Genomic DNA, 13,869 nt, shown 5'->3' with positions numbered 1-13,869 from the left:
ACGGAAAATCCCTGCTGACCCACAGTTACCCTGAACATTTCAGCCTACACCATTGCGCAAGACCCGCTGCACAAGGGACGGCGTCAGCACTTGAGGTAATATAACCGGCATCGCATGATGGGGCGGGTAATAGACATAGAGCGGCACGCCATCACGGTGCTCTGCTTCAAGATATGAAGTTATGACAGGATCGCGATTGGTCCAGTCGCCTGTCATGACGATGGCATGGTGAGCATGGAGCGCTGCTCGCACCTGGTCATTATCCAAAACAACCCGTTCATTCACGAGGCAGGTTATGCACCAGGCAGCCGACATGTCGATGAGAACCGGCGTACCTGCCGCGCGGAGAGCCGCGAGCCGCGCGGGAGCGTAAGGGACCGCATTTGATAAGGCCGCCATTCCGGCCGATTGCGCTGGCGTGGCGAACGGCAAGAGCCCAAGCGTTCCCGCCGCAATGGCAAATCTGGCGACCCGAAATGGCAGGCTTTGGAACCTCAGAAGCCAGACAGCAAAGCCCAGGAGCATCATGCCTGTCAGGGCGATGAAAACACCTGTCGCACCGGCCTGCCGGGCCACGACCCAAAGAAGCCAGATCGTCGTCGCGAACATGGGAAAAGCGAGCAACTGCCGCAGGGTTTCCATCCATTTTCCGGGCCGGGGAAGCAACGCGCCGAATTCAGGGAAAAAACCGAGCAGCAGAAAAGGCAAGGACAGTCCTATTCCGAGAAGAAAGAAGATACCCAATCCGAACACAGATGGTGCGGCGAGCGCAGATGCGATCGCCGCGCCCATGAAGGGCGCCGTACAAGGCGTTGCCACGGCCACGGCGACAAGCCCCGTCACAAAGCTCCCCATGAGACTCCTGCGCCCCGCGAGCGATGAGCCGACATTGGCAAAGCGGGAGGTAAACTCAAAGGCACCGATAAGGTTCAGCCCGATCGCAAAGACAAGCCAGGCCATGAACGCAACGAAGGCCGGAGACTGCAGCTGAAAGCCCCACCCGAGCTTCGCCCCGGCGGCACGCAAGCTTTCGAGGGCGCCGCCGATGATCAGCATCGTCACGACAACGCCGGCGGTGTAGGCCAATGACTGGGCTCGGACAGCGCGTCGGGATTCACCGCCGAGTTGCACCACGCTCATCGCCTTGATGGCGAGCACGGGAAACACGCAAGGCATCAGGTTGAGCAGCACCCCGCCCAAGAGCGCGCCGATTGCCGACCAAAAAAGAGTGGAAACCGATAATACGGGCTTCGTCGCACCGAACGTCGGGATGATCTGCAGGCTTTGCTTGTTTCCGGCCCCATCGGTGATTTCGAGAACACCGGTGAGCGGCGCGTTTGGCGACCATTTGAATGGCTTCAATGCCAACGAAAAGCTTCCGGACCGGACACCCAACTTCTGCGGCGCGGCATTGACGATCGCGTCCGGGAGATCCGGGAAAAAATGTGCATTCCGGACATTCATGGCGCTGAGTCCCGACCCGGTGACGGTCAAAATACCACGAGCCGAGATCGACGACGTGAAAGGCGACGGCCCCGGTTCCGCCTCATGCGCTGCGGCGAATAATCCCGCCTGCATTGATGGAGCCGGACTCCCTTCGGCCAGATGGAGCGTGAAATTCGCGTGCTGCGGCACGCAAATCTCGGCACTGCATACCAGCCATTGCGCGTTGCCGTGCAGATCGATGCCCTGCGCTGACGGCGCGTCCGGGAGAGATGCTGCGAATGGCAGCAGAACGGTTCCGCTGAGCACATAATCACCGAGGGAATTGGTGATAAGCCATTCAGGCGCAGGCCAAGCGAAAGCCCCGATACTGACTCTCGCGGGTTGGGTCAGTGTAAGCTGGGGCGGCGAACCTGCATCTCCGGCATTCTTCCAATAAATGTGCCACCCTTTCGACAACCGAAACAACAGGCCAAACTGAAGGGCCGTGCCATTGGCCGCATCATTCTTCGAAACCAGCGACACGGTATCCTCGGCACTCACGAACCGGTCGCTTTCCGCTGCCGATGCCCCTCTGGGCGTTACAAGGGCGGCCGTGAGGGTCACGGCGATGAAAAGCAGGAGCAACGCCGTCCGCATCGCCACCCGGCGGAAGAGCCATATGTTCCAGCCCCTTAAAGAGAAACCTGCGCGCATGGCTCGATCAGTCTTCGGCCGCGCCGAGGATCGTTCCGTCGGGGCGCTGGATCACGACCGCGAATTTCGTGCCGGCAGGAACAGCAATTTGGCGCTGCGCCGGCTGTCCATTCCAGTCCTCGATCTTGGTGACGCTGCGCACGACATTGACTTCGGCCAGTGTTGCGCCGCCGTTCTCGCCTCCTTGAACACTCGTCGTGCGTTCAGGATCGAAACCAAAGAGCCACACCGTACCCGCTCCCTGTCCCGGCCCGACATCGATGGAGACCTGCCCGTCGGATGCCGCCACAGCAACGGGGATGGCGGCGGTCTTCGCAATCACTGTTTTCGCCTCCGATATGGCGGCGGTCATTTTGCTCTGATCCGACCCCACGAATTGCGACGTGCCGTCAACAACCGCTTCAGGCGTGTACACCTCGGTGCTGTCTCTGAGCGCCGCGTAATGATCCTGTAGATCGGTCGCTTCCTGGAGGGAGAAAGGATCTTTCCAGGCGGCGTTATCCCAATAAGTCACATGCAAGTCGAGCACGAGGACACCCGGATCCGTCGCCTTGACGTGACGCAACAAGGCGTCAGCAGGTGGGCAGTCCGAGCAGCCCTGTGACGTAAATAGTTCCACGACGACAGGCCGGGGCGCCGCGGCGGCCACGCCCGACATCGACCCGAAGAGAGCCGTTGCAAGCGGGAGAGCGGTGGCGAGCGTCGAAACGCGGTTAAACATACGAAACTCCTCATCGTAACAGACACACGACCGCATTGCGCGTCTTGCCCTATTATCCGGCTGGGCACCCTCTGAAGTTACAGCGATCAAAAAGATTTTTTCGAGCACGGCTCCTGGCCACAAGCAGGCATTGACCCCGCGGCAGCGCACCCACTTCCTGCCCCCGGCTTCCGATTTGATCAGAATCAATGGCTGGGCTCCATGCCGGCGCTAATGGCAATTCATGCCCCGCAGTTCGGACCACGCGCGAGGAGTCGCATTCCATTTTGAAGCCTCTGCCGTCAATGTCGTCTGCAACGGCTTCGTTGCGACGTGGTTTCCTGCCGAGCTCGGCCAAAACGCAGGCGGGCGAGGAACTGGCGCGTGCCCGGCTCTGACAGCCATCCGCGCGTCGTTACGCTGACACTCAATCCGGCGCTTGATGTTGCCTGCACGGCGCCTGCCGTCCGGCCGACACACAAGATCCGGACATCCGACGAGCGCCTCGACCCGGGCGGCGGCGGCATCAACGTCGCGCGCGTCTTGCGCGCCCTGGGCGCCGATCCCCTCGCCCTGATCATGACCGGCGGCGCAACCGGCCAAATCGTCGAAGAGCTGCTCGATCAAGAAGGCGTTCGCTGGCGATCGCTGCCGATCAACGGGCGGACGCGCATAAGCCTGAGCGTCCATGATCGGCAGAGCGGCTTCGAATACCGGTTTGTCGCCCGGGGGCCCGAGCTCGACGCAGCCGAGTGGCGTTCCGCGCTCGATCTCCTGAACCAAATGGAGGCGGATTGGATCGTCGCCAGCGGGAGCCTTCCACCCGGCGTTCCGGCGGACTTTTACGCGCAAGCCGCTTCCATTGCTGCGCAGCGCGGGCAGAAATTCGTTCTCGATACTTCAGGCGACGCCCTGCAGGCGACCGTCGGTCGAGGGATCGAACTGCTCAAACTGAGCCTCGGCGAACTTGAATTCCTCACTGGCGCCGTGGCAAGCCGGCCCGAGCAGCAGGAAAAGGAGGTCATGGCGTTGCACGCGCGCGGCGCGGCGCGGCTGATCGCGGTCAGCCTTGGAAGTGATGGCGCGCTGCTTGGCACCGAAAACGGCGTGACACGGCTTTCCGTTCCACCGGTGAAACAGCAGAGCACCGTGGGTGCCGGAGACAGTTTCCTGGCTGGCATGGTGCTCGGCTTGTCGCGCGGCATGTCCGGCCCCGACGCCCTGGCACTGGCGGTGGCGGCCGGCTCCGCGGCCGTGGCCAGTTACGGAACCGCGCTGGTGCGGCGCCGTGACGTGGAAGCATTGTTCCGGCAGCTCCGCCCGGCATCCGTCACACCGGCGCTGCCATAATACCCAAATGCCGGGCCGGTTTTGCCGGGCGGCCGTCCTCCAGGGTTCCGGATCATGATCTGGATCAATGCGCCGACCGGCTGAACGCGCTGAAATTTCAAGCAACCATCACGAGGGAACGGGAGAAAGAGCAATGTCGGACTCCACCGCGCCGGTTCGCTGGTTTTCTGATCTTGGCATCGCCGACATTCCCGCCGTGGGCGGCAAGAACGCATCGCTCGGGGAACTGACAAGCCAACTTGCCGGCGCCGGCGTGCTGGTTCCGAACGGCTTCGCGCTCACCGCCGGTGTGTACCGCGACGCGCTCGCGGCTGCCAATGCGGAGCCCAGGCTGCACGCGCTGCTCGACCGGCTCGATATTTCCGACGTCACCGCCCTGGCCCGCGCTGCTGACGAAGCGCGCACGATCGTCTATGCGGCCACCGGCACGACCGCGATGAAGAGTTTGATCGCTGAGGCCTACGCGAAGCTCGAGGCCGAATACGGCCCCGGTGCGGCGGTTGCCGTGCGCAGTTCGGCGACCGCCGAGGATCTGCCGACGGCCAGCTTTGCCGGCCAGCATGAGAGCTACCTTAACGTGAGCGGACCGGAAGATGTTTTCGAGGCCTGCCGCCGCTGCTTCGCGTCCTTGTTCACCGACCGCGCCATCGTCTATCGCATCAATAACGGGTTCGACCATTTCAAGGTCGCGTTGTCAGTCGGCGTGATGAAGATGGTGCGCTCCGACAAGGCGTCGAGCGGCGTGATCTTCACGCTCGACACCGAGTCCGGCTTTCGTGACGTGATCTTCATCACCGGCTCCTACGGCCTCGGTGAAAATGTCGTGCAGGGCACCGTCGATCCGGACGAGTTCTATGTGCACAAGCCGACCTTTCGCGCCGGCCATCGTGCTGTGCTGCAACGCACGCTCGGCGGCAAGCAGCGCACCATGGGTCTGGCGCCCGGCCATGTCGGCGCCAGCACCGCCAACTGCGATACCCCGCTGGAGCTGCGCGACCGTTTCTGCATCTCCGATTCCGAAATCCTGACTCTCGCGGATTACGCGATCCGCATCGAAGACCATTATTCCGCCACCGCAGGCCGTTCCGAGCCGATGGACATCGAGTGGGCCAAGGACGCCGTGGACGGCAAGCTCTATATTGTCCAGGCGCGTCCGGAGACCGTGACCTCACGCAAGCAGACTGGCATGCTCGAGACCTACACGCTGCGCAACGCGCCGCAACCCGTGGTCACCGGCAAGTCCGTCGGCGAGAAGATCGCAACCGGAGCCGCGCGGGTCATCCGCGATGTCTCCGATCTTGCGGCGTTCCGGCGCGGTGAGGTGCTGGTCGCGCCGGAGACGCGCCCGGATTGGGAGCCGGTGGTCAAGACAGCGGCGGCGATCGTCACCGACCATGGTGGCCGGACCTGCCATGCCGCCATCGTCGCGCGCGAACTCGGCGTGCCGGCGGTGGTCGGCGCGGGCGACGCCACCACCCGGCTAAAAACCGGGGAGATTGTCACCGTCTCCTGTGCCGGCGGGGAGGTGGGTGCGGTTTACGAAGGCGCGCTGCCCTTCGACATTGCACGCGTCGATGCCGGCAGCCTCGCGATCCCGAACATCGCGATCATGGTCAATCTCGGAGACCCGGATCTTGCCTTCCGCACCGCCATGATGCCGAATTCGGGCGTCGGCCTTGCGCGCATGGAATTCATCATCGCCGAGCATATCGGCGTACATCCGATGGCGCTCGTGCATCCCGAGCGGGTCGCGGCCGCCGATCGGGCGCGTATTGCCGCGCTCGCCGCGGCTGACAGCTCGCCGACGGAGTTTTTCGTCCGCACGCTGGCCGAGGGCGTCGGCACAATCGCCGCGGCCTTCTGGCCCAAACCCGTGGTCGTCCGGCTTTCGGACTTCAAGACAAACGAATACGCGCAACTCATCGGGGGCGCCGCCTTCGAGCCGCGCGAAGCGAACCCGATGCTCGGTTTCCGCGGCGCAGCGCGCTATGCCCACCCGGCCTACGCGGAAGGCTTCGCCCTTGAATGCGCCGCCCTCCGCCGGGTACGGGAGACGATGGGCCTCACCAACGTCGTGGTGATGGTGCCATTCTGCCGACGGGTTGAAGAAGCCAACAAGGTCGCTGCCGAACTTGCCAAGCATGGGCTGCGGCGCGGCGAAGACGGGTTTCAGCTTTACGTGATGTGCGAAATTCCGAACAATGTGATCCTGGTCGATGAATTTTCCAAAGTCTTCGACGGGTTCTCAATCGGGTCGAATGACCTGACCCAGCTTACGCTCGGCGTCGACCGCGATTCCGACATCGTGGCCTTCGATTTTGACGAGCGTGATCCCGGCATGCTGGAGATGCTCCGACTGGCTGTTGTCGGCGCCAAGCGGAATCACCGCAAGGTCGGCATCTGTGGCGAGGCACCCGCCAACTACCCTGAAATCGCCCGCTTCCTCGCCGGCATCGGCATCGATTCGATCAGTGTCAACCCGTCCAGCCTGCTGCGTACCATCGAAGTGGTCGGGAGGCTGGAGCAAGGAGCGGCGCCCGTGGACGGGTCGAGGCCATAAACGAACCAGGAAGGAAATCGCCCCCCCTAACGGCGAAACCGGATCGGACGTGGATGATCTGTTCGGCGCCGAACCCTCACGGCCCTTCCTCAAATAATTGCGGTCGCCAGCGCCCGGCAAGGCGGTCAAATTCCGCTCTCATCCCAATATCAGCAGGATATTCGTGCCAGTGTGCGATCAGATCAATGACGGCGACAATGTCTTCTGCGGTCGACGTGTCGAGCGTCCAGAGATCCGTAAAGTCAAAGCCGCCACAATCGGCGGCATTCCACCAAGCGAGCAGAAAATTGGCCACGCGACGAGCTTGCTCCGTATCACCTTGGGCAATTCGCACCAAGCGTCGCAGTGCAGCATTGCCTCGGCTATGACTTTCTGACATTGATCAACCTCTCCCGGCTGCAAACTGATATATGTCGCATCATTCCGGCTGGCACGCAGGCCGCGCCAATTCAAGCTGATCGGCATTATAAGAAGGCGCAGTTCAAGCGTTTTGATCTGGATCAAGTCAGCGTCGCGGCGTGCACCGCATGCCGTCTCACCGTTGAAATGGAGGGCTTGTTCGGCGGCGCTTCCCCTGCTGCCTTTCAAGACGGCGGATTCGCCACCTCGCGGCAAGCGCCAAACCCCATACTCATTGCTGTTTTATTATGAAATTGCAGCGCGACGTTCAAAGGAAAGCGCTGAATACCCAAGGTCGACCTTCGCAAACCAGAAGCCGAGTTTTGAGCGAAATCAAGGTGGGGTCGTCGTGCCTATGTTTGGGTCAGGTTCCGCGATGGCGTGTTGCTGGTTTTCGTGGCGCGTCGTCCTGGCAATTGCAGGAGATGATTCCATGAACAAGACACCGCATAGGCTTGGCGGCTTTGCCGTAACTCTCTTAGGGGTTGCCGGTATTGCCACGGTCGCCCTGGCGCAGACGCCGAACGCCGCGGCTCCCGACTCCGCAGGTCAGGTGGGCCAAACGACAGGCCCCGGCATGATGGGTGGCTACTATGGCATGGGGCCCGGCATGATGGGGGGTATAGGGACCGGCATGATGGGCGGGCCAGGCGGCCCGGACGGCCGGTGGGGAGGTCCGAAAGTCTCGATCGCCGACCAGCTTGCCACACTGAAGGACGATCTGAAAATCACGGCTGACGAAACCGATGCCTGGAACACCTATGCCGCCGCGGTAACGGCGGCGGAGCAGGGGCGCGTGGCCGGGATGAGGTCATTGTGGCAGCCAACTGCCAACAGGAAAATGACACCCGATGAGCGTTTTGACGCCATGAGCAAGATGGTTGTGTTGATGAAGCAGAATTATGAACAGAAGAAGGCCGCGGCGGACGCGCTGCTGACGCATCTGACGCCGTATCAGCAGGGGCAGGCCAGCGAGATTCTACCCGGCCTCGCAACCAGGCGCGGTGGCCGCGGCTGGATGATGGGCCCCGGCATGATGGGGCCAGGCGGCTGGTGAGCGAAGACATCACAACCCAACCGCTCGATCGGCCCTCAGCCGCCGCCTGCGGCTGAGGGCCGCGAGAGGAATGAAAGCCCCCGCTTACGCCGGTTAGACCGGCCGTAGTTCGGGTTCCCGGCCTAACCAGTGAACCAGCCCGGCTCGACCGCGATGCCGTTTCGTTCCGCGCTCCGCCGGATTGAAAACCGTCTGGCGCCCGGCAGCCTTGCGCCGGGCTCGGCTTCGATGGCGGCAAAAAGTTCAGCCAGATGTGCCGTACTGCCGCCCACCGCGTCCGGAACCAGCGCGATCAGCAATTGTCCCGTTGCCGGCGCCGGACCTTTGTCGTCGAGAAACGAAGAGGCGTTGAAGGCGAAATGGGCACCTGTCACGCCCGCCGCCAGCGCCTCGACCATCAGCGCCAGAGACGCCCCCTTGGCCCCGCCCGCCGGCAACATGGTGCCGGCCAGCGCCGCCAGCGCATCGGTGGTCGGGTTGCCTTGCGCGTCGAGCGCCCAGTCATCGGGAATCGCCGCCTTTTTCTGGCTGGCCGCCACCACGTGACCGCGCGCGACTTTGGAGAGCGAGAGATCGATCAGGAGCGGGTCCTCCCGATACGGAAACGCGCAGGCGATCGGGTTGGTGCCGAACAAGGCCCGCCGTCCACCCCAGGGCGCCATGGCGGCGGGCGTGTTGGCGACCATCAGCGCCACCAGGCCGGCGCGCGCCAGCGTTTCGACGAACAACCCCATGGCGCCGCAATGGCTTGACCGGCGCACACCCGCAAACGCGATGCCTTGGCGGCGCGCGGCGTCGATCAGGCGGTCCACCGCCAGGTCAAGCGCCGGATAGGCGAAGCCGTTCGCGGCGTCGACGGCGATCGCACCCGGCAGAGAGGCTGATAATTGCGGCCGCGCGTTGCCGTCGATTTTGCCGGCGCGCACCTGCGCAGCATAGGAGGCCAAGCGCATCAAACCGTGCCCGCCCATGCCATCAGCCTGCGCCAGCACGAGCGCGCGGGCCACCGAGGCAGCCGCTACCGCGCCGGCGCCGCTCGCCGTCAGCGTGGCCGCCGCGCGTGTGCGTGCTTCATCCAAGCTCATCGTCATAATATCGCTCATGCTGACTCCAATACTTCGACGATCATTTTCGCGATATAGGATGAGACGCGGACGCTACTCGATCAGCCGCCCCTCTTCATCGAAGAACGGGAACGGTCCCGCCCAATCCCCCACAATGGCGGTGTGCGAGGTGAGCGCGGCGCCGGGCGTGAAATGGTGAAGCTGATAGCCTGCGGGCTCCAGAACGAAGGCGGAGGGCGCGTCCGGCCGGAGATCGAGCGCCACCTGATGCGCGGTCGAGGGCGCGATGGAGGCGATGGTGCCGGCCCAGCGCGCATGGATGGGGCGGTGGACATGGCCCGAGAGCACGCGTTCGACCTGGGGATGGCGCGCGATGATTTCGGCGAAAGCGGCGCTGTCCGCAAGGCCGATCTGGTCCATATGGCCGATGCCCGTGGCGAAGGGCGGGTGGTGCAGCGCCACCAGCGTGGGGCGGTCCGGCTGTTCGGCCAGGCGCGCGGCGAGCCAGTCCAACTGCCCTTCCCCCAGCGCGCCGCCGCCCTGGCCGGGCACCAGGCTATCCAGCGCGATGATGCGCAGCGGGAGGTGCTCGATGATGTAGCAGATGCGATCGCCTTCCCGGCCGAGATAGGCATGGTCCAGAAAGGCCGCGCGCAGGGCGGCGCGGTCGTCATGGTTCCCCGGCATCAGGAAGAACGGGATGTCGAGGCCCGCCAGATGGGTGCGCAGCCGCGCATATTCCTCAGGCCGCCCGGTATCCACGAGGTCGCCCGTGAACAGCACGAGGTCGGGCCGCGTGGTCTGGGTGCGCAGATGCGCAAAGGCCGCCTCCAGGGCGGCGGAGGTGTCGATTTTCCGGTAGGCGAGCCGGCCTTCTTCCTTGATGTGAAGATCGGTGAGCTGGGCGAGAATCATGGGGTCTGGCTTTCAGGCAAAACGATGAGGGCGGCGGGATCGAGGGCCGCATGCAGGATGTCGCCGGGGACAGCGATGATGCTGGCGCTGGCATCGAGGGAGACGAGGGTCCGGTCCGGCAGGGCGACGGTGAGGCGCGTGCGCTCGCCGATGAATTGCGCAGCGCAGACTTCAACGCCGGTTCCGTCATGCGCGCCGGCCAGGCGCAGCGCGTGGGGGCGCAGCATCACCCGCACCGGGCCATCCGGCGCCGCCCAGGGCACGCTGAGGCCGGAGAGGCGGAGCATGCCGTTCTCAACCCTGCCGGAAAGCGATGCGGCGGCGCCGATGAATTCCGCCACGTACCGGTCAGCCGGGTTGAACCAGATCTCGCGCGGCGTGCCGATCTGCGCGATCCGGCCTTTCTGCATCACCACCAGCCGGTCCGCCAGCGCCATGGCCTCAGCCTGGTCGTGCGTGACGTAGATCGTGGTGATGCCGAGCTTGCGCAGCAGCGTGTCGATTTCCACGCGCAATGTTTCGCGCAGCTTGGCATCCAGGGCGGTCAGCGGCTCGTCCAGCAGCAGCACATCCGGCGCCGCCGCCACGGCGCGGGCCAGGGCCACGCGCTGGCGCTGCCCGCCGGAAAGCTGGCTGATCAGGCGATGCCGCAGATCCGGAATGCGCATCATCTCCAGCATCTGCGCCACGCGGGCCTCGCGCTCCGGTTTCGGCACACCGCGAATCTTCAAGCCATAGCCGACATTCTCCGCAACATTCATGTTCGGAAACAAGGCATAGCTCTGGAACACCATGCCGACATTGCGCTTCTCGATGGGCAGCCGCGTCACGTCGCGCGCGTCGAAGATCACGCGCCCGCCCGCATCGGGCGTTTCCAGCCCGGCGATCAGGCGCAGCAGCGTGGTTTTGCCGCAGCCCGAGGGGCCGAGCAACACCAGGGTTTCGCCGGCATTGACGGTGAGGTTCACCGGCTCCAGCACGCGCGTCTGCGCAAAGCTCTTGCCGCATTGTTCGAGTTTGATGGTGGTGGTCATGGGCGTTTCCTGGCCGTCTGCGGGCGGGTGGCGCGTTGCAGGCAGAGAAGTAAAGGCACGATCAGCACGAAAAACACCAGCGTGTAGGCGCTGCCGATTTCAAGGCGCATGGAGGCATAGGCATCGGCCAGCGCCACCGGCAGGGTCTGGGTCACAGGCGTGTGCAAAATCCAGGTGAGGTTGAATTCACCCATCGAGAGGGTGATGACGGTGAGCGCGCCCGCAAGAATGCCGGTGCGGCAATTGGGCAGCACGACATCGAAAAAGCGCCGTATGAAGCTGGCCCCCAGGCTGGCCGCCCCTTCTTCGAGGATCCGCAGATCGGCGCTGGACATCACGGCCAGCACGGCGCGCAACATGAAGGGCAGCGTGAACAGCACATGCCCGGCCAGGATGAACCAGATGCTTTGCCGAAAGCCGCCCCAGCCATCATAGGCCACCACCAAAGCGAGGCCGGTGGCCAGGCCCGGCACCGCCACCGGCAATACCAGGGCCTCCTCCGCCAGCCGCGCCAGCCGCCCCGGGGCGCGGGCCAGCGCATAGGCGGCGGGTATGCCGATCAGCAGCGTCGCCACCAGGCAGAGCAAAGCGATTTCCACGGACAGCAGGATCGTTGGCCAATAAAGCTGCAGAACCTGGCCGACCCATTCGAGGGTGAGGCCGCTTCTCAGCCCGATAAAGGCGTTGCGCATCAACCCGGCCAACACGGAATAACCCATCGGCACCGCGATGAAGGCGCAGACGAGCAGCGTGAGGCCAAGCTGCAGCCAGAAGCCGGAACGGCGATGGGTGGACATCACGCTCACCCCGCCGCCGCGCCGCTGCCCGTGGCGCCGCGCGCCAGGCTCAGCACCACCCAGCTCACCAACCCCAGCAGCAGGCTAAGGGCGGCGACGGCGGAGAGATCGGTGGTGAGGGTGAAATCCGTGTAGATCATCATCGGCAGCACATTGATGCGCGTGGCCAGCGTGAAGGCGGTGCCGAACGCGCCCATGGAGGTGGCGAAGGTGAGCGCGCCGGCGGAAATCAGCGCGGGTTTCAAAGCCGGCAGCGTCACGTCGAGAAACACGCGCGCGGGCTTCGCGCCCAGGCTGCGCGCCGCTTCTTCAAAACTGGCCTCGAGCATCGCGGCCGCAGCCATCACCGTCAGCACCACGCGGGGAATGGAGAAATAGAGATAGCCGAGAAACAGCCCCCAGACCGAATAGGCGAACACGATCCGTCCGCCATGCAAGGCGAGGCTGATTTCGCTCACCAGCCCCTGGCGCCCGGCCAGCATGATGATCATGAACCCCACCACAACGCCCGGAAACGCCAGTGGCAGCGTGAGGATCGAGACGAGCAGCGCATGGCCGGGAAAATGATGCCGGCCCAGAAACAGCCCGCACACGCCGCCGAGGATCAGCGTCGCGATTGTCACCACCGCCGAGAGGATGAGTGTCGCCACCAAGCTTTCCAGATGCCTCGGGTCCGTCAGCGCCAACCAAAAGCCGCCGATGCCGTTGGCGCCTTGCGCGCCGACATGCAGCAAGGCGCCGAACGGCACGATGAAGAAGGCAAGAAATACCAGCGCGGCTGGCAGGAGCATCCCTGCCAGCCTTGCTGTTTCGCCAGGACGGCGCTCAGACATTCAGGACAGTTCAGCCACGTAGCGGGCGGCGAACCCCTTCTGCGCCGCCGCCAGTGCCGCCAGATCAACCGGCTTGGCGCGGGCGTAATCGCTCGCGGGCAGGAAGCGCGCTTCGATCTCGGCCGGCAGCGGGACCGGGCGGGCGGGACGCAGATAGGCCGCGGCCCACAATTTCTGGCCTTCGTCGGAGAGCGTGAAATCCAGCAGCTTCTTGCCATTCGCCAGATGCGGCGCGTTGGCCAACAGCGTCATCACGTAAGGAAAGCTCACGCTTCCTTCCTGCGGAATCACGAATTCCACCGGCGCCTTGTCGGTATATTTGGCGCGGTAGGCATCGAAATCATAATCCAGCAGGATGGGGATCTCGCCGGAGAGCACGCGCGCATAAGCGGTCTGCTTCGGCACGATCGGCTGGTTGGCGCGCAGTTTCTTGAAGTAATTGATCGCCGGGGTGAAATCCGTATAGCTCCCGCCGAAAGCGAGATTGATCGCCACGGCGCCGACATACCCCACGGCGGCGCTGGAGGGATCGAGATAGCCGATCATGCCGCTATAGGTGGGGTTCAGGAGATCGTTCCAGCTTTGCGGCACGGGCTTGCCGCCCAGCGCGGCGGTGTTCACGAAGAAGCCCAGCGTGCCGCTATGGATCGCGAACCAGTAGCCCTCCGGGTCCTTCTGCCCGGCCGGAACCTGGTCGAAGCCCGCCGGCTTGTAGGGCTGGGTCAACTTCGCCGCTTTCGCCTGGATGCCGACCTGCCCGCCCAGATACATCGCATCCGCCACCGGGTGCGCGCGTTCGGCCAGCGCGGCAGCCATGGCCTGGCCGCTATTCTTGTCGTCGAACGGCACGGTGATGCCGGTGGCTTTCTTGAAGGCTTTCAGCTGCCCTGCCCAATCCGCCCATTCCGGCGGGCAATTGTAGCAGATGGCGATTTCATCGGCGAGAGCAGCACGCGCCGTCATGGCGGAGGCCGCGGCCGCGCCGGAAAGCGTCAACATGGTACGTCTGAACATGAAGCGA

The 13,869-nt window shown here is 64.1% G+C and carries 13 protein-coding genes; 4 read left to right on the top strand and 9 right to left on the bottom strand.

What is annotated here, in order from left to right; all coding sequences use genetic code 11:
* Positions 1-39: 39 nt before the first annotated feature.
* Both VNC39_RS16480 and VNC39_RS16475 read right to left on the bottom strand, forming a co-directional pair.
* Positions 40-2,139: a protein-disulfide reductase DsbD family protein gene (locus VNC39_RS16480; RefSeq protein ID WP_325400741.1), complete on the bottom strand. Its 2,100-nt coding sequence runs from the start codon at positions 2,137-2,139 to the stop codon at positions 40-42.
* 7 nt (positions 2,140-2,146) lie between these two features.
* Positions 2,147-2,860 (bottom strand): DUF1223 domain-containing protein, encoded by a 714-nt coding sequence (locus tag VNC39_RS16475; protein ID WP_325400740.1) that lies wholly within the window; start codon positions 2,858-2,860, stop codon positions 2,147-2,149.
* A 363-nt stretch (positions 2,861-3,223) separates the two neighbouring features.
* Between VNC39_RS16475 and VNC39_RS16470 the strand changes: the two genes are divergently transcribed.
* Positions 3,224-4,189 carry a 1-phosphofructokinase family hexose kinase gene (locus tag VNC39_RS16470; protein ID WP_325400739.1) on the top strand — a complete coding sequence of 322 codons (966 nt, stop codon included), beginning with the start codon at positions 3,224-3,226 and terminating at the stop codon, positions 4,187-4,189.
* A gap of 133 nt (positions 4,190-4,322) precedes the next feature.
* The gene (ppsA, locus tag VNC39_RS16465; protein ID WP_325400738.1) at positions 4,323-6,749 is read left to right on the top strand and encodes a phosphoenolpyruvate synthase; all 2,427 of its coding nucleotides are present in this window, start codon (positions 4,323-4,325) and stop codon (positions 6,747-6,749) included.
* Positions 6,750-6,825: 76 nt separating this feature from the next.
* On the opposite strand, the gene VNC39_RS16460 is transcribed toward ppsA, so the two are convergent.
* Positions 6,826-7,044 (bottom strand): DUF7673 family protein, encoded by a 219-nt coding sequence (locus tag VNC39_RS16460; RefSeq protein ID WP_325400737.1) that lies wholly within the window; start codon positions 7,042-7,044, stop codon positions 6,826-6,828.
* A 50-nt stretch (positions 7,045-7,094) separates the two neighbouring features.
* Between VNC39_RS16460 and VNC39_RS16455 the strand changes: the two genes are divergently transcribed.
* Entirely contained in the window at positions 7,095-7,400 is a 306-nt protein-coding gene (locus VNC39_RS16455; RefSeq protein WP_325400736.1) for a hypothetical protein, read from the top strand.
* A 181-nt stretch (positions 7,401-7,581) separates the two neighbouring features.
* A complete protein-coding gene (locus VNC39_RS16450) occupies positions 7,582-8,205 on the top strand; it encodes a Spy/CpxP family protein refolding chaperone (protein ID WP_325400735.1) in 624 nt (207 codons plus the stop codon).
* 122 nt (positions 8,206-8,327) lie between these two features.
* On the opposite strand, the gene VNC39_RS16445 is transcribed toward VNC39_RS16450, so the two are convergent.
* From VNC39_RS16445 to VNC39_RS16420, 6 genes are read right to left on the bottom strand one after another with little or no spacing between them, the layout of a single operon-like run.
* Positions 8,328-9,308: an Ldh family oxidoreductase gene (locus VNC39_RS16445; protein ID WP_325400734.1), complete on the bottom strand. Its 981-nt coding sequence runs from the start codon at positions 9,306-9,308 to the stop codon at positions 8,328-8,330.
* A gap of 54 nt (positions 9,309-9,362) precedes the next feature.
* Positions 9,363-10,184, bottom strand: a complete 822-nt coding sequence (locus VNC39_RS16440; protein WP_325400733.1) for a phosphodiesterase — start codon at positions 10,182-10,184, stop codon at positions 9,363-9,365.
* Positions 10,181-11,218 carry an ABC transporter ATP-binding protein gene (locus VNC39_RS16435; RefSeq protein WP_325400732.1) on the bottom strand — a complete coding sequence of 346 codons (1,038 nt, stop codon included), beginning with the start codon at positions 11,216-11,218 and terminating at the stop codon, positions 10,181-10,183. Before VNC39_RS16435 ends, VNC39_RS16440 begins: the two co-directional genes overlap by 4 nt.
* A complete protein-coding gene (locus VNC39_RS16430) occupies positions 11,215-12,015 on the bottom strand; it encodes an ABC transporter permease (RefSeq protein ID WP_325400731.1) in 801 nt (266 codons plus the stop codon). Before VNC39_RS16430 ends, VNC39_RS16435 begins: the two co-directional genes overlap by 4 nt.
* A 5-nt stretch (positions 12,016-12,020) precedes the next feature.
* On the bottom strand, positions 12,021-12,806 hold the full coding sequence (locus tag VNC39_RS16425; protein ID WP_325400730.1) for an ABC transporter permease: 786 nt from the start codon (positions 12,804-12,806) through the stop codon (positions 12,021-12,023).
* A 42-nt stretch (positions 12,807-12,848) separates the two neighbouring features.
* The gene (locus tag VNC39_RS16420) at positions 12,849-13,862 is read right to left on the bottom strand and encodes an extracellular solute-binding protein (RefSeq protein WP_325400729.1); all 1,014 of its coding nucleotides are present in this window, start codon (positions 13,860-13,862) and stop codon (positions 12,849-12,851) included.
* Positions 13,863-13,869 lie beyond the last annotated feature (7 nt).

Source organism: Acidocella sp., from assembly GCF_035535915.1.
Classification (GTDB): Bacteria; Pseudomonadota; Alphaproteobacteria; order Acetobacterales; family Acetobacteraceae; genus Acidocella.
This window is presented reverse-complemented; position numbering and strand designations above follow the sequence as displayed.

Excerpts from the sequence above, each read along its gene's own strand:
- VNC39_RS16480 (WP_325400741.1), bottom strand. The coding sequence starts at position 2,139 with ATGCGCGCAGGTTTCTCTTTAAGGGGCTGGAACATATGGCTCTTCCGC.
- VNC39_RS16475 (WP_325400740.1), bottom strand. The coding sequence starts at position 2,860 with ATGTTTAACCGCGTTTCGACGCTCGCCACCGCTCTCCCGCTTGCAACG.
- ppsA (WP_325400738.1), top strand. The coding sequence starts at position 4,323 with ATGTCGGACTCCACCGCGCCGGTTCGCTGGTTTTCTGATCTTGGCATC.
- VNC39_RS16450 (WP_325400735.1), top strand. The coding sequence starts at position 7,582 with ATGAACAAGACACCGCATAGGCTTGGCGGCTTTGCCGTAACTCTCTTA.
- VNC39_RS16445 (WP_325400734.1), bottom strand. The coding sequence starts at position 9,308 with ATGAGCGATATTATGACGATGAGCTTGGATGAAGCACGCACACGCGCG.
- VNC39_RS16440 (WP_325400733.1), bottom strand. The coding sequence starts at position 10,184 with ATGATTCTCGCCCAGCTCACCGATCTTCACATCAAGGAAGAAGGCCGG.
- VNC39_RS16435 (WP_325400732.1), bottom strand. The coding sequence starts at position 11,218 with ATGACCACCACCATCAAACTCGAACAATGCGGCAAGAGCTTTGCGCAG.
- VNC39_RS16430 (WP_325400731.1), bottom strand. The coding sequence starts at position 12,015 with ATGTCCACCCATCGCCGTTCCGGCTTCTGGCTGCAGCTTGGCCTCACG.
- VNC39_RS16425 (WP_325400730.1), bottom strand. The coding sequence starts at position 12,806 with ATGCTCCTGCCAGCCGCGCTGGTATTTCTTGCCTTCTTCATCGTGCCG.
- VNC39_RS16420 (WP_325400729.1), bottom strand. The coding sequence starts at position 13,862 with ATGTTCAGACGTACCATGTTGACGCTTTCCGGCGCGGCCGCGGCCTCC.